Source organism: Boseongicola sp. (genome assembly GCF_057460485.1).
Genome location: NZ_JBVCWP010000038.1, coordinates 1 through 20,765 on the forward strand (window position 1 = coordinate 1; position 20,765 = coordinate 20,765).

General features: G+C 58.5%; 21 protein-coding genes and 1 riboswitch. Of the genes, 9 read left to right on the forward strand and 12 right to left on the reverse strand.

Annotated features, from left to right (window positions below; translation table 11 throughout):
- Positions 1 to 20: 20 nt before the first annotated feature.
- Positions 21 to 1,085 (reverse strand): polyamine ABC transporter substrate-binding protein, encoded by a 1,065-nt coding sequence (locus AC221Y_RS07175; protein WP_486707076.1) that lies wholly within the window; start codon positions 1,083 to 1,085, stop codon positions 21 to 23.
- Positions 1,086 to 1,226: 141 nt separating this feature from the next.
- Here AC221Y_RS07175 and AC221Y_RS07180 point away from each other — a divergent pair, with 141 nt between their 5' ends.
- Both AC221Y_RS07180 and AC221Y_RS07185 read left to right on the forward strand, forming a co-directional pair.
- Positions 1,227 to 1,877, forward strand: coding sequence for a GntR family transcriptional regulator (locus tag AC221Y_RS07180; protein WP_299755119.1), 651 nt, complete (start codon positions 1,227 to 1,229; stop codon positions 1,875 to 1,877).
- 79 nt (positions 1,878 to 1,956) lie between these two features.
- The gene (locus tag AC221Y_RS07185; RefSeq protein ID WP_486707063.1) at positions 1,957 to 3,354 is read left to right on the forward strand and encodes an aspartate aminotransferase family protein; all 1,398 of its coding nucleotides are present in this window, start codon (positions 1,957 to 1,959) and stop codon (positions 3,352 to 3,354) included.
- On the opposite strand, the gene cobU is transcribed toward AC221Y_RS07185, so the two are convergent.
- Complete coding sequence (cobU, locus tag AC221Y_RS07190; RefSeq protein WP_486707064.1) at positions 3,351 to 3,872, reverse strand: bifunctional adenosylcobinamide kinase/adenosylcobinamide-phosphate guanylyltransferase; 522 nt, start codon at positions 3,870 to 3,872, stop codon at positions 3,351 to 3,353. The two genes, AC221Y_RS07185 and cobU, sit on opposite strands and share 4 nt — an antisense overlap.
- 83 nt (positions 3,873 to 3,955) lie before the next feature.
- Here cobU and cbiB point away from each other — a divergent pair, with 83 nt between their 5' ends.
- On the forward strand, positions 3,956 to 4,894 hold the full coding sequence (gene cbiB / locus AC221Y_RS07195; protein ID WP_486707065.1) for an adenosylcobinamide-phosphate synthase CbiB: 939 nt from the start codon (positions 3,956 to 3,958) through the stop codon (positions 4,892 to 4,894).
- Positions 4,891 to 5,862 carry a threonine-phosphate decarboxylase CobD gene (gene cobD, locus AC221Y_RS07200; RefSeq protein WP_486707066.1) on the forward strand — a complete coding sequence of 324 codons (972 nt, stop codon included), beginning with the start codon at positions 4,891 to 4,893 and terminating at the stop codon, positions 5,860 to 5,862. The genes cbiB and cobD overlap by 4 nt, the downstream gene beginning before the upstream one ends.
- On the opposite strand, the gene AC221Y_RS07205 is transcribed toward cobD, so the two are convergent.
- Positions 5,859 to 7,313 carry a cobyric acid synthase gene (locus tag AC221Y_RS07205; protein ID WP_486707067.1) on the reverse strand — a complete coding sequence of 485 codons (1,455 nt, stop codon included), beginning with the start codon at positions 7,311 to 7,313 and terminating at the stop codon, positions 5,859 to 5,861. The two genes, cobD and AC221Y_RS07205, sit on opposite strands and share 4 nt — an antisense overlap.
- A 4-nt stretch (positions 7,314 to 7,317) precedes the next feature.
- A complete protein-coding gene (cobO, locus tag AC221Y_RS07210) occupies positions 7,318 to 7,938 on the reverse strand; it encodes a cob(I)yrinic acid a,c-diamide adenosyltransferase (RefSeq protein ID WP_299753517.1) in 621 nt (206 codons plus the stop codon).
- A gap of 71 nt (positions 7,939 to 8,009) precedes the next feature.
- On the opposite strand from cobO, the gene cobT reads away from it, so the two are divergent.
- From cobT to AC221Y_RS07225, 3 genes are read left to right on the forward strand one after another with little or no spacing between them, the layout of a single operon-like run.
- Positions 8,010 to 9,017 carry a nicotinate-nucleotide--dimethylbenzimidazole phosphoribosyltransferase gene (gene cobT, locus AC221Y_RS07215; RefSeq protein WP_486707068.1) on the forward strand — a complete coding sequence of 336 codons (1,008 nt, stop codon included), beginning with the start codon at positions 8,010 to 8,012 and terminating at the stop codon, positions 9,015 to 9,017.
- Positions 9,014 to 9,763 carry an adenosylcobinamide-GDP ribazoletransferase gene (gene cobS / locus AC221Y_RS07220; RefSeq protein WP_299753521.1) on the forward strand — a complete coding sequence of 250 codons (750 nt, stop codon included), beginning with the start codon at positions 9,014 to 9,016 and terminating at the stop codon, positions 9,761 to 9,763. Before cobT ends, cobS begins: the two co-directional genes overlap by 4 nt.
- On the forward strand, positions 9,754 to 10,269 hold the full coding sequence (locus AC221Y_RS07225) for a histidine phosphatase family protein (protein WP_299753523.1): 516 nt from the start codon (positions 9,754 to 9,756) through the stop codon (positions 10,267 to 10,269). The genes cobS and AC221Y_RS07225 overlap by 10 nt, the downstream gene beginning before the upstream one ends.
- Positions 10,270 to 10,300: 31 nt before the next feature.
- Here the strand turns inward: AC221Y_RS07225 and AC221Y_RS07230 are convergent, their stop codons facing one another.
- The 4 genes from AC221Y_RS07230 to AC221Y_RS07245 form a co-directional block, all read right to left on the reverse strand.
- Positions 10,301 to 10,942 (reverse strand): adenosylcobinamide amidohydrolase, encoded by a 642-nt coding sequence (locus tag AC221Y_RS07230; protein ID WP_486707069.1) that lies wholly within the window; start codon positions 10,940 to 10,942, stop codon positions 10,301 to 10,303.
- Positions 10,939 to 11,766, reverse strand: coding sequence for an ABC transporter substrate-binding protein (locus tag AC221Y_RS07235; RefSeq protein ID WP_486707070.1), 828 nt, complete (start codon positions 11,764 to 11,766; stop codon positions 10,939 to 10,941). Before AC221Y_RS07235 ends, AC221Y_RS07230 begins: the two co-directional genes overlap by 4 nt.
- Positions 11,753 to 13,558, reverse strand: coding sequence for a TonB-dependent receptor plug domain-containing protein (locus AC221Y_RS07240; RefSeq protein ID WP_486707071.1), 1,806 nt, complete (start codon positions 13,556 to 13,558; stop codon positions 11,753 to 11,755). The genes AC221Y_RS07235 and AC221Y_RS07240 overlap by 14 nt, the downstream gene beginning before the upstream one ends.
- A gap of 135 nt (positions 13,559 to 13,693) precedes the next feature.
- Positions 13,694 to 13,903, reverse strand: a riboswitch (cobalamin riboswitch).
- Between the two features lie 52 nt (positions 13,904 to 13,955).
- Positions 13,956 to 15,347, reverse strand: a complete 1,392-nt coding sequence (locus AC221Y_RS07245; RefSeq protein WP_299753539.1) for a phosphohexomutase domain-containing protein — start codon at positions 15,345 to 15,347, stop codon at positions 13,956 to 13,958.
- A 122-nt stretch (positions 15,348 to 15,469) separates the two neighbouring features.
- Here AC221Y_RS07245 and denD point away from each other — a divergent pair, with 122 nt between their 5' ends.
- Positions 15,470 to 16,444 (forward strand): D-erythronate dehydrogenase, encoded by a 975-nt coding sequence (denD, locus tag AC221Y_RS07250; RefSeq protein ID WP_486707072.1) that lies wholly within the window; start codon positions 15,470 to 15,472, stop codon positions 16,442 to 16,444.
- A gap of 62 nt (positions 16,445 to 16,506) precedes the next feature.
- Here the strand turns inward: denD and AC221Y_RS07255 are convergent, their stop codons facing one another.
- The 3 genes from AC221Y_RS07255 to AC221Y_RS07265 form a co-directional block, all read right to left on the reverse strand.
- The gene (locus AC221Y_RS07255; RefSeq protein ID WP_486707073.1) at positions 16,507 to 18,513 is read right to left on the reverse strand and encodes a vWA domain-containing protein; all 2,007 of its coding nucleotides are present in this window, start codon (positions 18,511 to 18,513) and stop codon (positions 16,507 to 16,509) included.
- Positions 18,510 to 19,043, reverse strand: coding sequence for an RNA polymerase sigma factor (locus tag AC221Y_RS07260; protein WP_299753541.1), 534 nt, complete (start codon positions 19,041 to 19,043; stop codon positions 18,510 to 18,512). Before AC221Y_RS07260 ends, AC221Y_RS07255 begins: the two co-directional genes overlap by 4 nt.
- 414 nt (positions 19,044 to 19,457) lie before the next feature.
- Positions 19,458 to 19,739 (reverse strand): hypothetical protein, encoded by a 282-nt coding sequence (locus AC221Y_RS07265; protein WP_299753533.1) that lies wholly within the window; start codon positions 19,737 to 19,739, stop codon positions 19,458 to 19,460.
- On the opposite strand from AC221Y_RS07265, the gene AC221Y_RS07270 reads away from it, so the two are divergent.
- Entirely contained in the window at positions 19,696 to 20,040 is a 345-nt protein-coding gene (locus AC221Y_RS07270; protein WP_486707074.1) for a GIY-YIG nuclease family protein, read from the forward strand. The genes AC221Y_RS07265 and AC221Y_RS07270 overlap by 44 nt on opposite strands.
- Before the next feature lie 368 nt (positions 20,041 to 20,408).
- Here the strand turns inward: AC221Y_RS07270 and AC221Y_RS07275 are convergent.
- The coding region (locus tag AC221Y_RS07275; protein ID WP_486707075.1) for an aldehyde dehydrogenase family protein at positions 20,409 to 20,765 on the reverse strand (357 nt) is incomplete at its 5' end.

Consider the following 20,765-nt stretch of genomic DNA (forward strand, 5'->3'; position numbering starts at 1 on the left):
CCGGGCGCCCAATTCTGATCTTACGTACCCGACTTCACTTTGGTCCAGAGCCGTGTAATGACACGCTGCACTTTCGGTGGGTAAGCTACAGGCGTGTAAAGCTTCTCAAGTGTTTCGTCCGACGGGTAAATCGCTGGATCCCCGATCACATCTTCTTCCAGAAAAGGCTGCGATGCTTTGTTGCCGTTGGCGTAGTAAACATAGTTCGACGCCGCGGCCATGTTCTGAGCATCCATAATGAAGTTCAGGAACATGTGGGCTGCCTCCGGGTTTGGCGCATCAACTGGAATTGCCATTTGGTCAAACCACATCAACGCACCTTCCTTCGGCGCATTATAGGCAATCTCGACACCGTTCTCGGCCTCATCAGCGCGGTCGCGCGCCTGCAGAATATCACCGGACCATCCAAAGGCGACGCAGATATCACCGTTGGCCAGCGCGTTGATGTATTCCGAGCTGTGGAATTTCAGGATATGTGGACGAACCGCCAAAAGCACATCGCCGGCTTTGTTGATAAGGTCTACGTCGAATGTGTTCGGGTCTTCGCCGATATAAGTCAGAGCCGCTGGAATAACCTCGGTTGGCGCGTCCAGCATATAGACGCCGCATTGCGCCAGCTTTTCTATATTAGCCGGATTAAAGATCAACTCCAGCGAGTCGATCGGGGCGTCTTCCCCCAGAATCTCGGTCACTTTAGAAACGTTAACACCGATACCCGTGGTGCCCCACATATAGTTAACCGAATAGGCATTGTCGGGGTCATACTGCTCGGTGCGGTCTTTGATCAGGTCCCACAGGTTCGCCGAATTTGGCAGCTGGTCAAAATCAAGCGCCTGAAAAGCACCGGCTGAAATCTGACGCTGCAGAAAATCGCCCGTCGGCACGACAACGTCATAGCCCGATCCGCCCGCAAGCATTTTCGTTTCCAAAACCTCGTTGGAATCGAAGACATCATAGATCAGCTCGATTCCGGTTTCGGCTTCAAACTTTTCAAGCAGGGCCTCGTCGATATAATCCGACCAGTTATAAACACGCACTTCATCCGCGACAGCGGCGCTCGCACAAAGCGCGATCACGGCCGTCATTGTAGCTAATTTGATTTTCACTTTACTCTCCCATTGGCACTTGCGCATATATTTGATCAAATAGTGACACATAAACAAGCTAATTCAAGGGAACGCCATTTTGAGAGGCCGCCCCGACAAAACTGACCAGGGACTGCCGGAATGGACAAAAGCGTCGCGAAACGCCCCGAGCATCAGGCAGTCTATCACCAGATTCGAGCTATGATCTTGTTCGGAGTTCTGCTCCCGGGGCAAGCGGTTACCATCCAGGGCCTCGTCGATTTGATCGGCGGTGGGATGACCCCCGTGCGCGAGGCAATCCGACGTCTTTCCGCCGAGGGAGCCTTAGAAATCGGGGGAAATCGCCGTGTTACGGTGCCAATCATGACGCGCAGAACGCTCGACGAGATAGGTTTTGCGCGTCTGGCAATCGAGCCACGGCTTGCCGAGCTGGCGGCGCGGCGCATGTCAGACAAATGCCTGAGCGACCTTGTTGCTTTGGATCAGGAGATCGACCGCGCCATCGCGTCTGGCAACGTCGAACGCTATCTCGAGTATAATTACCGCTTCCATTTCAGTCTTTATGAACAGGCCGATGCCCCCGTATTAAGCAAGTTGTCACAATCTCTATGGCTTCAAAGCGGGCCTGCACTGCGAATCGTTTGTGGTCGATTTGGCACAGCGAACTTGCCCGACAAGCACGACGAGGCCCTTACCGCCCTGCGCGAGGGCGATCCGGCACGCGCCGCACAGGCCATCGGCGACGACATTCGCCAAGGCATCGGACAGGTTCGATTGACGCTTTCCGATTAGAGCTGTCGCATCGCGGATTGACCGCGCATAAAATTTGATCATATCTCTATGTCAAACGCCCGTTCGCTGGAGGCCTCCCATGCCCGTCATCACCAACCACATGCCCACTGCCGACCTTCAGGCCCTTGATGCTGCGCATCACATACACCCGTTTTCCACACAGGGAGAGTTTGCCGAACAGGGCGCGCGCGTCATCAAGCGCGGCAAGGGCGTCTACCTTTATGACAGTGAGGGCGTGCAAATCCTTGATGCGATGGCGGGCCTTTGGTGCGTGAATATCGGCTATGGCCGCGGCGAGCTTGCCGATGTTGCCGCACGTCAAATGCGTGAGCTGCCCTTCTACAACACATTCTTCAAAACCACCCACGTTCCGGCCATCGCGCTCGCGACGAAACTGGCCGAACTCGCCCCCGACGATCTTAACCATGTTTTCTTCGCCAGCGGCGGCTCGGACGCCAACGACACCAATATCCGCGTCGTGCGTCGCTATTGGGAGATGAAGGGCAAGCCCGAGAAAACCATCATCATAAGCCGCAAGAACGCCTACCACGGCTCGACAATGGGCAGCGCCTCGCTTGGCGGGATGGCGGCGATGCACGCCCAAGGCGGGTTGCCCATCCCCGATATTCATCACATCAACCAACCAGACTGGTGGGCCGAAGGCGGTCAGATGTCACCCGAAGACTTCGGCCTCGCCCGCGCTCGGGAATTAGAGCAAGCCATTGATGAACTTGGTGAAGACCGCGTTGCCGCCTTTATCGCCGAACCTATTCAGGGTGCCGGTGGCGTGATTGTTCCGCCTGATACCTATTGGCCCGAGATCAAGCGCATCTGCGAAGAGCGCGACATTCTTTTCATCGCTGACGAAGTCATTTGCGGCTTTGGACGCACCGGAAACTGGTTCGGCAGCCAGACCATCGGCGTCCAGCCCGACATTATGACGATCGCCAAAGGCCTGTCGTCCGGCTATCAGCCTATCGGCGGTTCGATCCTGTCAGACGAGATTGCGGATACCATTGGCCAAGACGAATTTAACCATGGTTACACTTATTCCGGCCACCCGGTCGCCTGCGCCGTCGCGCTTGAAAACCTGCGGATCATCGAAGAGGAAAATCTCATCGACCACGTTCGCGACACCGCCGCCCCCTACATGCGCAAAAAATGGGAAGCCCTGACAGAGCACCCGCTTGTGGGCGAAGCCAAGATCGTCGGCCTCATGGGCTCGATCGCGCTGACACCTGATAAGTCCAGCCGCGCAGCCTTCGCTGGCGGGCCTGGAACCGCGGGTCTTATCTGTCGCGAACGCTGTTTTGCCAACAATCTGGTGATGCGCCATGTGGGCGACCGTATGATCATCTGCCCACCGCTTCCGATCACGACAGACGAGATTGACCTGTTGGCGGAACGTGCGTACCGCGCCATCGACGAAACCCATAAGAAATTGAAAGATGAAGGTTTGATGGTCGCGGAAAACTAAGCCGCGCCGCACTTTATCGTCAAAGCCTGCCCGGCAACGACCAGCACAACCTCATCCGCGATCGCGCCGATGGCCTGGTTAACCACGCCCGCGGCATCCTGAAACTGACGTGCAAGGGCGTTGTCCGGCACAATGCCCGAGCCGACTTCGTTGGTAACCAAAATCACCGGCGCTGTTTGTTGTTCAAGAGACTTAGTCAATATTTGCAAAGACTTACGCCAATCGCCGTCATCCGCCAGCATCTCGTTTGACAACCAAAGCGTCAGACAATCCACCAACCGTGGCCCCGCCCCGTCGGTCTCATCCAAAACCCGAGGCAGATCGCGCGGCTCTTCCAATGTCGTCCAGCCATCGCCGCGCCGGGACAAGTGGTCCGCAATCCGTCGCACCATCTCGTCGTCAAAAGCCTGCGCCGTAGCAATGTAAACCGGATTGCCGCCAAGCGCGCGGATACGATCCTCGGCCCAAGCCGATTTCCCCGACTTCGCGCCGCCTGTCACCAGTATGATCCTGCCCATGCACTTGCCTTCCCCGATAAGGTCAACGTTGCATAACGCCCTCACCGGTGCCATTCAATCAATGGGTTTGCAGGGGACAGGACATGTCGGCAGCGGCGATGGTGGTGGCATTGGCCACAGAAGGTGCGTTCGGCTGGCCGGACAGGCTATTTCGCACAATCGGCCATCCGGTTTCATGGATCGGTCGACTGATCAATCACATGGATCAGCGCTTTAACCTTCCTGAAGATTCGCCTGCGCAAAAGCGCTCTTGGGGCCGCATTACGCTGGCGATTGTTCTCGCCACTGCCATCCTCCCGACTGCCCTCATCGCGGCGATCCTTCCCGACGGACTGATCGGTGTTCTTCTGACCGGCCTCTTCGCCGCCCCGCTGGTCGCATCCCGCAGCATGTACAGCCACGTCACCGATGTTGAGGCCCCGCTCAAAGCCGGAGATCTAGCGGCCGCGCGCATTGCCGTCGCCCGTATCGTCGGTCGCAACCCGGATGCGCTCGACACCGAAGGTATCGCACGCGCGTCAATTGAAAGCCTCGCTGAAAACACCTCCGACGGGATCGTCGCGCCGGTCTTTTGGGGCGTTCTTTTCGGCCTGCCCGGCATCGCCGCATACAAGGCAATCAACACCGCCGACAGCATGATTGCCCACAAAACCGAGCGTCACATCGACTTTGGCCGTTCCGCCGCCAGCCTTGACGACATCGCAAATTGGGTGCCAGCCCGCCTGACCGCGCTGTTGTTTTCCGTAGTGCAACCGAACCCAGTTCGCGCCCTTACCGTTACGTTTAGGGATGCAACAACCCACCGGTCCCCCAACGCAGGCTGGCCCGAGGCGGCCATGGCCGGAGCGCTCGATGTGTGCCTATCCGGACCGCGCCTTTATCCCGAAGGCCCAAGCGACGATCCGTTCTTAAACGAGGACGCCCCCGACCCAACGCCTGCCGATATAGATCGCGCAGTTCACCTCTATTTGCGCGCAGTGGGGCTTCTCGCAGCGCTCTTGATCGTCATCGCAATTCTATGACAACGCCGCGCGATCACGGCGGAGACATGGGGCTTGCTATCAATTCATTCGGTGGGATCGAAGCCAACTGGATCGATCTTTCTACCGGAATCAACAGAGCGCCCTACCCTATTGATAACGTAGATAATAATTCATGGCGCTCGCTTCCCAGATCAGATGCACATGCCCGCCTCCTAGATGCTGCCCGCATAGAATATGACACAGATTGGGCCCTTGTCGCACTTCCCGGCGCGCAGGCCGCAATCCAACTTTTGCCGCACCTAAGAATCCGCGGAGCCGCACGCATCCTTGCGCCCACCTACAACGAGTTCGAAGCCGCGCTGACAAACGTGGGGTGGCATGTCGATCAGGTGCCGGATGTCGCCGGATTAACTGGCGCAAACCTCGCGGTTGTCGTCAACCCAAACAACCCGACCGGCACGGTTTTCACGCCGGAAATGCTGTCTGACATCGCCCGATCTGTCGACCTCTTGGTCGTCGACGAAAGCTTTGCGGATGCGACGCCGGAACGCTCTCTCCTTTCCCATCCCACGCCGCAGAATGTAATTGTGTTGCGCTCCTTCGGAAAGTTTTTTGGCCTTGCCGGTCTTCGCCTCGGCTTTGCGGCTGGCCCGCGCGATCTCATCAAAAAAATGACCGCGGCCGCTGGTCCGTGGTGCGTCTCTGGACCAGCGTTGGAAATTGGCGCACGGGCGTTCGCGGACACAAGCTGGCAGGCCGAAACCCGCGCCCGTCTCGCCACCGAAACCGCCCGCATCGACGCCATTGCCGTCGCCGCTAGTTGGCAATGTATTGGCGGAACTGCGCTGTTCAGATTGTACGAAACCTCGGACGCAAAAGCGGCCCAAGACACCCTTGCCCGCGCTCAAATCTGGAGCCGGATTTTCCCCTATTCCGACAGCTGGATCCGCCTCGGTCTTCCCGGTAATTCGTCCGAGTGGCAAAGGCTGGAGGCTGCGTTAACCTAGACCTCACCAGCCGCAGCAAAAAGTTCATCAATCTTAACGTGCGCTTCCAAATGCGCCGCCAAATCATCCAGAACGCGGTCCACATCAGCCCCATATTGCGTGCCGGACGCCGCAATGCCGCGCGCATTCAACCATGCCGCGCGAAATGCATCGTCAGAAAACAGCCCGTGCAAATATGTCCCAGAGACCCGCCCGTCCGCAGACACTGCACCATCCGGCACGCCGCCGATCTTGGCAAATGGCCGCTCTGTATCGGCCCCTTGAGTTACCCCGATATGAATTTCATATCCATCAAACGCCACGCCGCTCGCTGCGTGCGTCGCCCGCGCACGTGTCAAAAACTTCGATGGCGACATCACCGTCTCGACATCCAACAATCCGAGCCCATCAACGGATGCAGCCTGACCATCCAGCCCATCAGGATCATGCAACCGAACCCCAAGCATCTGATATCCCCCACAGATCCCAAGAACATGGCCCCCACGCCGCACGTGCGCCTTTAAGTCAACATCCCACCCCTGCGCGCGGAAAAACGCCAAGTCACCCAGCGTCGACTTGGTCCCCGGCAAGATCACAAGATCCGCATCGCCCGGCAAGGCCCGCCCCGGCGGCACCATTGTCAGCCGCACGGACGGCTCGGCCAAAAGCGGATCCAAATCGTCAAAATTCGCAATCCTGCTAAGCATTGGGCAGGCGATATGAAACGCACCGTCACCTGCGTTTTGCTCCAAATCGACGGCATCCTCGGCGGGCAGCATCCCAATATCATTGAACCACGGGATTACGCCAAACCCCGGCCATCCAGTGCGATTTTCAATTCCATCATAGCCCTCGTCAAAAAGCCTTGGATCACCGCGAAACTTGTTGATCAGAAAACCGCGGATCATCTCGAGATCTTCTGCCTCCAGCACCGCCTGCGTCCCGACAATCTGGGCAATCACACCGCCGCGGTCGATATCGCCCAGCAGCAAAACCGGAACATTCGCAGCAACAGCGAACCCCATATTCGCAATGTCGCCTTCACGAAGGTTAATCTCGGCCGGGCTTCCCGCGCCTTCGACCAGCACCAGATCAGCGCCGTCACAAACATGTGCAAAACTCTCTAAGACAGCGGGCATCAAATCCGCCTTTGCCCCGCCGAAATCCCGCGCTTGGAGTGGCCCACGCACTTGCCCCTGCACCACGACCTGACACCCGGTATCGCTTTCCGGCTTCAACAAAACGGGGTTCATATGGACCGACATCGGCACCCGACACGCCAATGCCTGCAAGGCTTGCGCTCGACCAATCTCACCGCCATCATCTGTGACGGCGGCGTTGTTCGACATGTTTTGCGGCTTGAAAGGCCTGACCGTAAGGCCTCGGTTCGCCGCCACGCGACACAGCCCCGCAACGATCACCGACTTGCCCACATTCGAGCCCGTCCCCTGCACCATCAGCGCGCGAGGCATGGGCCTAAAACTCCACTCCGGGCTGCGCCTTCACACCCTGAGTTCGGAACGGATGCTTCACTTCCTTAACCTCTGTTACCAAATCCGCGATGTCGATTAACACGTCTTTGCCGCTTCGCCCCGTCAGGATTACATGGGTCATCGCGGGCTTTTCGTTGACCAGAAAATCCGCAACATCCTCGACATCCAAGTAGTCATATCGAAGCGCAATATTGATTTCGTCCAAAAGCACCATCTGGTTGCGTTCATCTCGGATCAGCTCTTTCGCCTTTTCCCATGCAGCCTCGGCCATGACAATATCCCGCTCCCGGTCCTGTGTTTCCCAGGTAAATCCCTCACCCATCACATGCACCGGGCATTCGTCGGCAAACTTGGCCTTCAGCAAATCACGCTCGGCCGATTGCATAGAGCCTTTGATAAACTGCACTACGGCGCAGGGCATTCCATGCCCGATCGAGCGGAAAATCATCCCAAATCCTGACGACGACTTGCCCTTGCCGTTCCCGGTCAAAACAATGATCAGCCCCTTCTCGACGGTCTTGGTTTCCATGATCCGATCACGGGCGGCCTTGATCTTTTGCATCCGCGCCTTGTGGCGGGCATTGATGTCAACTTCGTCGGTCATGGCGGCGTCCTTTGGTTGCGGCGCGTGGCACAAATTCGTAAGCAGGCTTGACCGTTAATGCAGGAAAAGCCGTGACAGACCAAACGACATTCGCCACCGATCTTCAACGCAAGATCGACATGAAGACCAAGCCTTTGGGCGCGCTTGGCCGGATTGAGGATCTCGCCGTGCAGATCGCCATGGTGCAAGGCAGTCTGTCACCCAGAATGGATAACTGTCAGCTTACGATCTTTGCCGCCGACCACGGGATTGCCGCCGCTGGCGTTTCGGCCTTTCCCCAAGAAGTCACTCGGCAGATGGTGTTGAATTTCCTCGGTAAAGGGGCAGCGGCAAACGTCTTTGCAGCCAGCACCGGTGCTGCGTTGCGCGTCGTGGATGCGGGCGTCGCTGGAGAGCCCTTCAACGATCCAAACCTCATCGACCGCCGTATTGCTCCGGCCACGCTAAACTTCCTTAACGGACCTGCGATGACGTTGGATCAAGCCGATGAGGCACTTGAAAAGGGGCGCGTGCTTGGCGCTGACGGAGACTGGGACGCCGTCGCCTTTGGCGAAATGGGCATCGCCAACACCTCTTCCGCCGCGATGCTCGCCCACAAAATCACCAAAGTCGGCCTTGATGTTCTGACAGGGCGCGGCACCGGACTTGATGACCCTGGCCTGTCCGCGAAAGAGGAAATTCTCACCCAAGCCGCCGCGCGCACTGGCCCCTTGGACGCGAAAACGGCGCTGTTAGAATACGGCGGGTTCGAGATTGCGATGATGACTGGGGCCATGCTTGGCGCGGCCGACGCTCGCCGCGTCATTCTGGTTGATGGCTTCATTGCCACGGCCGCAGCATTGGTCGCGACGCGCCTCAATCCAGGCGTGCGACAATCTATGGTCTTCGCCCACAAAAGTCAGGAACAGGGCCACGCCGCTATGCTTTCCGCTCTCGATGCCGCGCCGCTTTTGGATCTGCAATTGCGGCTTGGCGAAGGCACCGGCGCGCTTTTGGCGTGGCCGCTCGTTCAGGCCGCCGCGCGGATGTTAACCGATATGGCCAGCTTTGAAGATGCCGGAATTTCGGGGCCAGCATGACAAACGCACGGGTGGAACTGGTGCTTGCGGCGGGCTTTCTGACCCGTCTCCGGCTGCCGCCCGTCGCCCATTCTGACGCCGCCATGGCGCGCGCTGTGCGGTGGTACCCGACCGTCGGTCTCGCCATCGGAGTTGCGCTTGCTGCGCTGTTTTGGGGCCTGTCTCTCATCATCCCGCAAGCCCTCGCAACGCTGTTAACCATCGCCGCAGGTATGCTCTTGACGGGCGCTCTTCATGAGGACGGGCTTGCCGATGTCGCCGATGGATTGGGCGGCAGCGGCGACCGAGATCGCGCCCTTGAGATCATGCACGACAGCCGCATTGGCAGCTATGGAGTTCTCGCTTTAGGTCTGACGCTCGCGATCAAAATTACCGCACTGACGATGTTGCCGCTGACTTCAGCGCTCGTCGCTATCATCGCTGGTCACGGATTGGGGCGCTTTGCGATGGCGTGGCTCATGGCACACCTGCCTTATGCCCGGTCCGGTGGCGCGGCTGGCTTCATGGCGGGCGCTCCGAAAGGCACCGATGCTGCGCTCTGGGTTGGCGCCGCGATTGCAATTGCGCTTATTCTCACCATCGGGATCACCCCCGCAATCGCCGTTGTCCTGGCGCTGATGGCCCTCCTTGCCCTAGTAGCGCGCCGTCTAAAAGCACGCCTCGGCGGATACACTGGCGACGCGCTCGGCGCGGTCGAGCAACTGACTGAAGCGCTGATCCCGCTCGTCCTCCTCGCATGCCTCTGATCTTCCTGCGTCACAGCCAACCCGCCGCACCCGACGGGCTTTGTTATGGCCGCACCGATCTTGATCTGGCCCCCGGACTTAATGCCGTCGCAAACCGCCTGGCCGAAACCTTGCCGCACATCACACAGATTGCCACAAGCCCTCTCAGCCGCTGCCAAAAGCTTGCAACAGCCATAGCAACAAGGCGAAGCGTCCCGGTCATTGAGGACCCCAACCTGATCGAAATGGACTTCGGAGATTGGGAAAATACGCGGTGGAACGACATCCCCCGCGCCGAACTTGACACATGGGCCGACGATTTCTTCCACGCCCGCCCCCACGGTGGCGAGAGCGTCGCTATGCTTCAAAATCGCACCCGAAATGCTTTGGCGAACCGCGACCGCGAACCAACGCTTTGGGTCAGCCACGCAGGCGTCTACCGCGCCCTTATGGCCGAAACCGACCACGTTGACCCGTGGAACGCCCGCATCGAGTTCGGGCAGTTCGAAACGTTGCCAATTCCTTAAAAGCGCACCTTCAAACTTTCAAAAACCAAATCTACCGCTCGGCCAACCAGTCCGAAACACCCTGCGCCACCGCCGCGAATACGCAAGCCCCAACCGCCTCTCCAATACCCGTATGCATCCCTGCGAATCCACTTTTCCCGACCGGAGATGTCACCACAAGGCAATCCGTTCCGGTCCCCGTCGCAATGCCAGCTTCGACCGGGAATCCGGCCTCCATAACCGCAGCAGTGCGCGCCGATGCGGCAATCGACAGGGCTTCGATCCGCGCTGTTGGCGTCAAACCTTCGGACACTGCGACCACCACATTGATTGTCCCATAACTGCCGTCTGGCAAGTCGCGCCGCGTGCCGATGCGTTCGGCATTCGACAAGCCAACGGTCGCCACAGCCTCGGCCACGACACCGTCCACGACCGCACGCCGATGCACAAAGCGATCGACATTGCGCGAGGTCAGCATTGCCACCGCATCCCTCGATCCGACCTCGCCCGCCAACCAGCCCACCGCGTCAAAATCCTGCGTTAAGTCCTGGTCGCGCACCTCACGCCAAAGCACGCGGTCGCACGCGACATCACCCGGCCGGTACGGTGCGAAACTCAACGCCCGCCATGTCGCGGGCAGCGCAACCGTTAACCACGGCCGGTCCACTCGTACACTCAACAGATCAGACGTCATTCCAACGTCTCACGCAGGGCCACCATTTGGTCCAATGCCCTCAACGTCAAAGGCGTCCCACAGACCCATTCCGGCCCACTTGCCACACGCGGAATGCCGTCCAACGCGGGATGCGCCATGATCTCTTCCGACCGCGACGCCGCCGGATAGGGCTGCGCCGACACCAAAACATCCGGGCGGTTCAACAACAGCTCTTCCAACGACAAGCGTCCACCGCCGCTACGCCCCAAACGCTCGGCAAGGTTCGCAAAACCCGCCTTCGTCACGATGTCATGGCTTAACGTTCCCGCCCCAAGAGAGTACCCGTTCGCAAAGAAAAATGCAGCCTCGGGCACCCCTTCATCAGTCACGTTTGAAATCGTATCAAGCCGCGCTTCGACCTCACGCGCAAGGATGTCTGCCGTCGCCACCCGCCCAAGCGCCGCGCCCATCTGGCGCACGACATCCGGGATGTCCGACAACTGCGATACGATTGGGAACTGCACAACTTCGATCCCAAGATCGCGCAACATCTGGACGGCAAAGGGATCAGTATAGGTGCCGCCCAGAACCAGATCTGGCGCGAGCGCAAAGACTTCTTCCGCGATCCCTGCGTTGATCGGGTAGGCCGCCGCTTCGGCCGACATTGCGGACGACACCGGGTCCAGCGCTATCCGGCTGACCGACACCAACTGCCCCGGAGCCGCCAACATCATCGCCAATTGATCGGTGCAAAGGTTCATCGAAACGACCCGGCCCGGCGCATCCGCAGCCCAAACCGGAAGAGCCCCGGCGAGATATCCCGCCAAGGCCAGTGTTTTCAGAATGGATTTAGAACGACGCACGAAGCCCCACGAAGACGGATAGACCGGCGGAATTGTACCCCGGAACGGACTCGTAATCCTCGTCAAAAATGTTCTCGATCCGCAAAAATGCATCCCTGTCTTCGCCAAGGCTTTGTGTGAACGTCACATTTGCCAAGGTATAGTCGTCCATCGGTGCGCCAAAGTTGACCGTATCGCGCACGGACCGCACATCAAACGTCCCGGTGAGAGTGTCGCTTAATGCGCCCGATACACCCAAAGTCACGTCATGGCGCGGCACACGGCTTAACCGGCTGCCCTCGGTCGCAGCATTCGTGAAGGTGTAGTTCGCAAACACATCTGCCGCTCCAATTGTCCATTCGGCCGAAAGTTCGACACCTTTGCTGACCGTGGTGCCCGGCGCTTGGAAATAGGCGCCAAAAGGGCGCGCGGCGGTTACTGCCGTGCCGTCAAACCCGATCAAATCCTGAATTTCGGTGTAAAACAGCGTGGCTCCATAAGACGCATTCTCATAGGCGGCTTCGATCCCAAGATCCGCACTTCGGCTTGTTTCGGGCTGCAGTTCCACAACCTCGGGCGAATACGGACCAAAGCGCTCGTAAAGCGAGGGCGCACGATAGCCGTTCCCGATCGACGCCTTATACGTCAGTGCGCCCGCCCCGCGGTGAACCACGGCAACGCGCCCGGTCGTCTGATCATCAAAATCGGAATAGACGTCGTGGCGCAATCCCAGCGTCACGTCCGTGGAACTGGACAGCGCATAAAGCAGTTCGCCAAATACCGCGCCGTTTGACGCATCGGACGCGGTGCCATCCAATGTCGAGCTCTCCTCGCTCCAATCCGCGCCGAAAGCGAGCGAAACCGCCCCGGACAGATCCGTGTTTCCAAGGTAAACCGCCTTCACACGCTCACCGACGAAATTGTTGGTAAAGGGTGAAAACAGGTCATTCCGTTCGTTCTCAAAATACGAAAGGGACAATTCGTGATCGATCGCCCCGCCAGAAATCTCGGCAAATGCGCGCAGACCCGTGCGGGTCTCATCCAATTGCGCCAAGGGGTCAGTATCCGACTGATCAAACTCTGACGATCCATCGGTATAAAGTCCCGTCAAACCAACCGTCACCGCGTCCGTCAGATTGCGTCGAATTGCCAGGCTCAACTCAGTTTGATCGAACCCATCGGCCTCGTCATTTCCGGGACGCGCCGTAAAGCCATCGCTATGAACGCGCGACATTGTCGCAGCAATTTCACCGCTTTCATCACGAAATCCAAAGCTCAAGCTTGCGTTGGCCGTGCCAAAGCTGCCGACCGCAAGCGACGATTGCCCCGAACGTCCATCCACCTCGGGACGCCACGTTGTAATGCTCACCGCTCCGGCAATCGCGTCCGATCCGTAGACCGTCGTCTGCGTACCCTTCGCCAGTTCGATCCGGCTTGGCATTCCTTGCGTAAACGTGCCGAAATTGAACGTGTTCTGAATGCGCGACGGGTCCGTGACTTCGATCCCGTCGATGGTCACGCCGATGTATTTCCCATCCAGACCACGCACCCGGATCACACTTGATGTTCCAAGCCCACCATTCGATGTCACGCTCACGCCTGGCAAACGATCAAGCGCACCTGCCACGCCAACTTCCGACCCCGCCAAATCGTCGGCGTCCAACACTTCGACCGTTGATCCAGTCCGGTTTACTTCGACCGGGAACAAGCCCGAAAAGATAAACGCTTCGTCCAACTCAATGACGTCCTGCGACCACACCGTCTGCGGCGCAATCACTGCGACAGTTAACAAAAGGATAGACTTCACGCCCATATCCTTACTCCAATGCATTCAGGCAGCGCATTTTGCGCGCCCGTTTTCGATTTAAGTCATTGGAAAGTAATTGCTTTCCGCAAACGGCAAAATCACCGCTGCGGACAGCCGCTGCTTGACCTCACCCCGAGGACAAACTGGGTGACAACCTTGGCAGGTCTCCTGACTTCGCGGGTCATCGCTAGAGCCTGCCTTCCCAGGACATGTGTCCCAGTGGCGCGATCAGCCGTCGCTCGCCGCTTACAGTTGCGGGGGCAGCCGCGGATTAAGGCACATTCGCCCGCACCGCGTTCCCTTTTCACCACCGTATCGAAACACAGCGGAACCAAAGCCCTTCCCGCCTAGGCCCGCGTCCGTTGCCTGTCAAGAACAGGTGGCCGTTTGCACCGCGATTTTGCTATGTCGTCCGCAAAGCTGCAACCCGTGCTGCAAGACGCGCCAACATCTCGTCCAGTACTGTCGAAGCCGTCTGCGATCCGTCCGCTTCGACATAGCACCGTAGCTCGGGCGCGTTACCGGAGGGCCGGATCGTCAGGATTACACCGGCGTCCAGCGTCATCCGCGCCCCATCCGTCGTATCAATCGCCGCGATGGCCCCCAATTCAGGTGGGATCAGACCTGATCCACCCGCCAAAACCTCCGCCACAATCACCGCCGACACGTCGGACGGCACGTCCGTCAGCCGATCCGTCGCGGTTCGCCGTCCAGGCAATCTCAAAACCAACTCCGACACGGATCGCCCCGCAGCGGCCACCAAAACCGCGACAATCGGCAGAACCGCGTCTCGCGTCATCAAAGGCGGCAATCGGCGTCCGTCCAGTTCCGCCTCAAACCCCAAAAGAACCCCGCCGTTTGGCTCGTAACCGATCACAGATCGCGCCCCGTCGGTGATCCGGTCTTGCATCATTTCAATGACATAGGGTGACCCAATCCGACACCGCGAGACCTCTAGAAAGTGCCCCATCGCCTCAACCATCGTATTGGCCGAAACCGTTGTGACGATGTCACGCGCACCCAAAGCCCGCGCCGTAAGCGGCCCCAGAATGTCCCCAGGCACACACAGGCCTGCTTCGTCCGCCAGAAGCGGGCGATCCGCGTCGCCGTCTGTCGAAACCACCGCGTCCAACCGATGCGCGGCCGCCCAGCCCGCCAGTTGATCGCGCACAACGCCGCTGATGGCCTCGGTATCGACCGCCACGAAGGTCTCTGAGCGGCCAAGTGCGACCACGTCCGCCCCAAGCCCTGTCAATATTTCCGGCAAGACTTGCCGCGCGGCCGAACTGTGTTCCCAGACCCCAATCCGCTGCCCCTTCAATGCCCCGGACGCAAAAAACTCTAGATAACGGGCGATATAGGCCGCCGCCGCGCCGCATTTCTCGGTCTTGGCAGGACGGGCTTCGTGCGCAACTCGCGGCCCCTCAAGTGCCTGTAAAAGCGCCGTCTCATCCGCCTTGGTGAACTCACCGTCGCGGGTGTAAAACTTCAGTCCATTGCGATTCGCCGGGATGTGCGACCCCGTCACCATTACCCCTGGCGCCCCGCGCGCGGCGCATTCAAGGGCAAGCGCCGGCGTCGGCACCACCCCGCAATCCAGAACCCGCAGGCCCGCAAGGGCTGCGCCTTCTGCCACCGCACGTAATATCCGGGGCGACGAAGCGCGTAAATCTCGCCCCACAACCAGCACACCATCATGCGGAAATACCTGAACAAATGCATAGACATAGCGGCGAACGACATCGTCGCTCAGATCATCCGCCAAGCCGCGCAATCCAGAGGTTCCAAACTTCACCAAGACATCACGTCCTTTCCGTACCTACGCGATTATACCTAAGCCAGAATATGCCGCCAGTTCGATCTGGTGACCCGCACCGATCCCCCCTAATCTCTCCTGAAATCAAACGGGGGTAAACTATGACATCCATTCTTATCATCGGCGGCGGCGGCATGGTCGGCCAGAAGCTTAGCCACGCACTTGCAGCCACGCCGCTTACAGGGCCCGATGACACAGTCACGCTTTTCGACCTTGGTTTCGCCGAAAACGGAGCCCCCGCCACGACCCGCGTCACAGGCAACGTGACTGATGACGCCCTTGTGGCATCCCTTGTCGCAAAGCGCCCCGATGTGATTTTTCATCTGGCCTCCATCGTCTCGGGCGAGGCAGAAACCGATTTCGACCTTGGCTGGACAGTGAATGGTCGCGCCTTCTGGAATTTCCTCGAAACGGTCCGCGCCGAACACATGGCGTCGGGCGGCATCTATCGCCCCCGCGTGGTCTTCACCTCATCTATCGCTGTTTTTGGAGCCCCCTACCCTGACAAGATTGACGACACATTCCTGTGTGCGCCGCAAACATCCTACGGGGCGCAAAAGGCAATTTCGGAGCTCATGCTTTCCGACTTTAGCCGCAAGGGTTTTCTTGACGGTTTGTCCATCCGCCTGCCCACAATCTGCGTGCGCCCCGGCAAACCAAACAAGGCGGCCTCAAGCTTTTTCTCCGGCATCATCCGCGAACCATTGAACGGACACGAAGCGATCCTGCCCGTCACCTCAGATGTGCGCCACTGGCACGCCTCGCCGCGCGCCGCCGCGCGTTTCCTGCGCCATGCCGGTACGATCGACCTTGAACGGGTCGGGTCACGTCGCGCCCTTAACCTGCCGGGCGTCAGCTGCACCGTTGAAGAGCAAATCGAAGCCCTACGCGAGATTGCGGGCAACGATGTGGTCGCTCTGATAAAGCACCAGCCCGACGCCGCAGTCGCTAAAATCGTTGCGGGATGGCCTCGCGATTTCGCACCGGAACGCGCCAAAGCCCTTGGTTTCAGGGCAGAATCAAACTTCCACGACATCATCAACACCTATATCGAGGAAGACTTGCCAAAATCCTAAAACGAAAAGCGCGCGGTCCGATAAACCGCGCGCCTTCCTCTTACCGCAACTGCCCGTAGGTCTTACTTCGACAGGCTTTGCGCCAATCGCATCAGCGTCACGGCTTCCGCGCGATAGCCAAACGCATCTTCACCGCGCGCATCCGTCGCCAAGGAAATCGCCTCGCCCCAGCTCCACGCGCCAAGATAATCGCCGCCCCGCAATAGCTGTCCGAAACCCGCCATCGCAACCGAGAACTGCGCATCCAAGCCAGCCTCGCCTTGCCCCGGCAAGATCGGCTCTTCAATCAACCGGCTTACGCTTTCGCCAGGCATTTTGTAGCGCATCTTAAAGTACCCAAGTTCGCCTGCCTCACCTATGGCTTCGCCATCTCCATACCGAAGCGGCCCCGTGCGCACCGCATCGGATCCGACCGGCGTCACCTCATAAATCGCCGTCACCGAATGACCCGCACCAATCTCGCCCGCGTCGATGCGGTCATTGTTGAAATCCTCACGACGAAGCGCGCGGGTTTCGTACCCAATCAACCGATATTCCGCAATTTCAGCCGGGTTGAACTCGACCTGTATCTTCACGTCATTGGCAATCGGGAACAAAGCCCCGGTCAGCTGATCAACCAGCACCTTGCGCGCCTCGGACAGAGTATCAATATAGGCCGCCGTCCCGTTGCCGTTCTGCGCAAGCGCCTGCATCGTCGCATCGTCGAGGTTCCCACGCCCAAAGCCCAAAACACTCAAATACGTGCCGCTTTCGCGCCTGTCTGCAATGAAATCCTTTAATGCCTCTGGATCAGACAGCCCCACGTTGAAATCGCCGTCCGTGGCCAAAATAACCCGCGTCACCTCGCCGTCCCCGGCCATGGCTTCCGCCACTTGATAGGCCTGTTGCAACCCGGCCTGACCCGCAGTCGAGCCCCCAGCCGCCAGCCGATCCAACGCATCTAAAATCGTTGAGCGTTCGGCAGCGCGCGTTGGCTCCAGAACTTGCCCGGCGGATCCGGCATAGGTCACGATCGAAACCTCATCTTCGGGGCGCAATTCTGCCAGCATCAACCGAAACGACTGCTTCAAGAGCGGCAGCTTGTTCGCATCCTGCATCGACCCCGATGTGTCGATCAGGAACACAAGGTTCAGCGCCGGGCGATCTTCCACCAAAGGCAGATCACCTTGAATGCCGATATGCACCAAATTGGTGCCAGCGTTCCAAGGGCTGGGCATCACGGTGATCGTCGGTTCAAACGGGTCCGGACCATTCGATTCCGCATAGGCATAAGGGAAATAGTTTACCATTTCCTCAACGCGCACGGCCTCACGCGGCGGCATCATGCCCCGCGTCAGCGACGACCGCACGACCGCATAAGAGGCCGTATCCACATCAATCGAGAACGTCGAAACCGGTTCATCTGCTGTTATTTTCAAAGGCGATGTCTCGGCATTGGCGAAGGCTTCTGTATCGCCCTCCGGCACGACAACAGCATCGCTCGGTACCACCAATCGCTTTGCGTCAGGCGCAACCAAAAGTTGCTCTGCCGACCGGTTGGCAACAGCCCCGTTGCTTGCCGGAGATGCAACAAAGCTTTCCTCAGCCTCCATCATTGGCTCTGTTAAAAAAGCGGTATCATCCGCTAGATCCGCTTCAAGGCGTGCGCGTGGCGCAACCGGAGCGCTTTGCACCTCGGCCGTCTGGCCACCAAGCTGAGCCGTAGCCGAGCGATCTTCCCGTATCGCCTTGTCGACATCCACCAAGGTCGCCTCACCGCGTTGCAACTCCGCAGGCGGCGTCAGCAAATTGCGCCCCATCGGCAATACCATCACCAAGCCCACAGCCACCAAACCCGTCGTCAGCGTCAAACCGCCCCGCGTTGTCATCACATTCAGCATCGTTTTCACTCCATGTCCAAGGCGGGCCAGTGGGCCACGCTCAGACATAGGACGCCGCTGATCCGGCAATCCTTGGGTCCGGGCAAAATTTTCTTCCGCCAAAGCCAAGTTCGCAGCCCTGCGCGTCGCATCGGGTTCAGGTGTGGCGGCGGTCATTGCCGCCTTCAGATCGTCGAACTCGTCGCTCATGCCTCTGCCTCCTTCATCGCCCGAAGACGCTTTCTGACCTCAGACACCCGCCAGGAAATCGTCCCCTCGCTTAAACCCAGAACCTCGCCTGCCGCCGCATGGGTCATCTCATCGTCCAGAACCAAGGCCATCGTATCGCGCAACTCATCGGACAATCCGGACATCGCGCCTTGCAGCCAGCTTTGCGCCTCAGCCGCCTCAGCCGCCTCAGCCCGCCGCGAAATCTCGACCTCGCCCCAGGAAACAGCTGCTCGCGCATGCGTCGCGGCGCGCCGTCGTCGATCGTGCGCTGCATTCACCACAACGCGGTACAACCAAGTCGAAAACCGCGCCTCACCCCGAAACGCCGCCAACTTGAAAGGCAACGACGCGCAAACATCCTGACACAAATCCTCCGCTTCCTCGCGCCGTCCGGTCAGACGGAACGCAAGACCAAACACGCGATCATAATTCCGCGAGATCAGGCTGGAAAAGGCATCACGGTCGCCACCAGCGGCGGCACGGGCCAAGGCTTCATCAGAGGTTGCCATACGCATTACGATTGTTATGACGCGCGCCGAAGGTCAATCCTTGGCGGTCAGCAAAATATTCTTCAAATAAGTTTGGGTCTGATTGGTTATCCGTTCAATCGGGCAAGCGATTTTCACTTCACATTTAATTCAGCGCTGTTGCGGCGAAAGAGGTGACGGCAATATTGAAAACGGTGGTTTTTGAGTTCTCCAAACTGGCTGTCCTTGGCTGTAAAACAACCACGCATACGGCGTCTCTCGACACCCTGTTTCGAAACCGAACCGCTGGGTTGCCTTTTCACCAGGCGTTTCGAGAATACACCGGTTCGAGTTTCATTCCAGGCAGGAACGCTCTGGAGAACGATTTTGCCTACGGAGATCATTGGTAAAACCGTTGAACACCTTACAGCCAGAAAGCACGTTACTTTGGGTCGATCAGTCTTCGTCGCTGAGCCGCCCGGCTATCCGAAGAGCGTTCCGTTCGACGAGTTCTGCCACATGCTGAACCATCCCTGCTGATGCTCCGGCTTGGTTGGTCACACCCTGCGTCGCGTCCACACGCGCTGCACCCATCATATCGACCAATTCCTGAACCCGGAGACGAACCGCACGAGCATTGAGCCCGGCATCCCCGGCAATCTGATCCCAATACCGCCTTGCCGTATCGCCTGGTTTGCGCTTCCATCCAGCGACCTTCTGGGCGTGGTTTTGGTTCACATGGTCCCAATGCAGACCCGACCTACCCGTCGTCGCTCAGAATCGTGCCCTTCTACTCAAGTTCGGTTTAACCGGTGGCAGCGTTAAAAAACGGGCGGCCAATGCAAAACTGGGTCCGACCTTCCTGATGGCTGATGTGGAGATTGTCACCACCTACGAACTCTACAACATTAATCGTGTGACGCTTGAGAATCTCCCTCACCGCATCTTCGAAGGTGCCTGTCTGGACATCGAGACCAAAGATCGCTTCGGTCATCCATCACGCCTCAGGAATGGTTTTTGGTCCCGTTGTGCGCCGTAGATCAGGTGGTGGAGCGCATCAAGAACGGGTCCATCAAGGGCTTAGCGTATGATCCTGCGACAGCCTCTTGCAGTGACCTCAAAGACTGAAAAGGTCTTTTGCGGGTCCGTAGCGAGGTCCTGAAAGCCATCTCGGCAAACACGGACCCTTAGGCCACGAGTTCAGCCCCTGTGAAATTATGTGTCGTAATACCAACTTGGAACCAACTCTGCGCTGGCCACCTACAGGTGATCCATTTGTGATTGAAGCGGAACACCCGTGAGCAGTTTCAGCGCTAATCTGGGGCCAAGGCTGTCCCAATAGTGAGGGTAATTTGTCCCAATAAGAGGTCTAGTTAATCTCCTAAACCCATTATTTTTATGCTAAAATTATACTGACACACAGACGTATTTCATCTCAAGGTAATCCTCGATCCCGTGACGCGAGCCTTCACGTCCCAGTCCCGACTGCTTCACCCCGCCAAAAGGGGCCACCTCGGTCGAGATGATCCCAGTGTTCACTCCGACGATGCCGTATTCCAAAGCTTCCGAGACCTTCGCCACCCGGCTTAGGCCACCCGAATAGAAATACGACGCCAGGCCGAAAATCGTGTCGTTAGCATAGGCAATTGCCTCGTCATCCGTTTCAAACCGGAACAGCGGGGCCAATGGTCCGAACGTCTCTTCCTGCGCGACCTTCATGTCCTGCGTGACACCCGTCATAATTGTCGGCTCAAAGAACATACC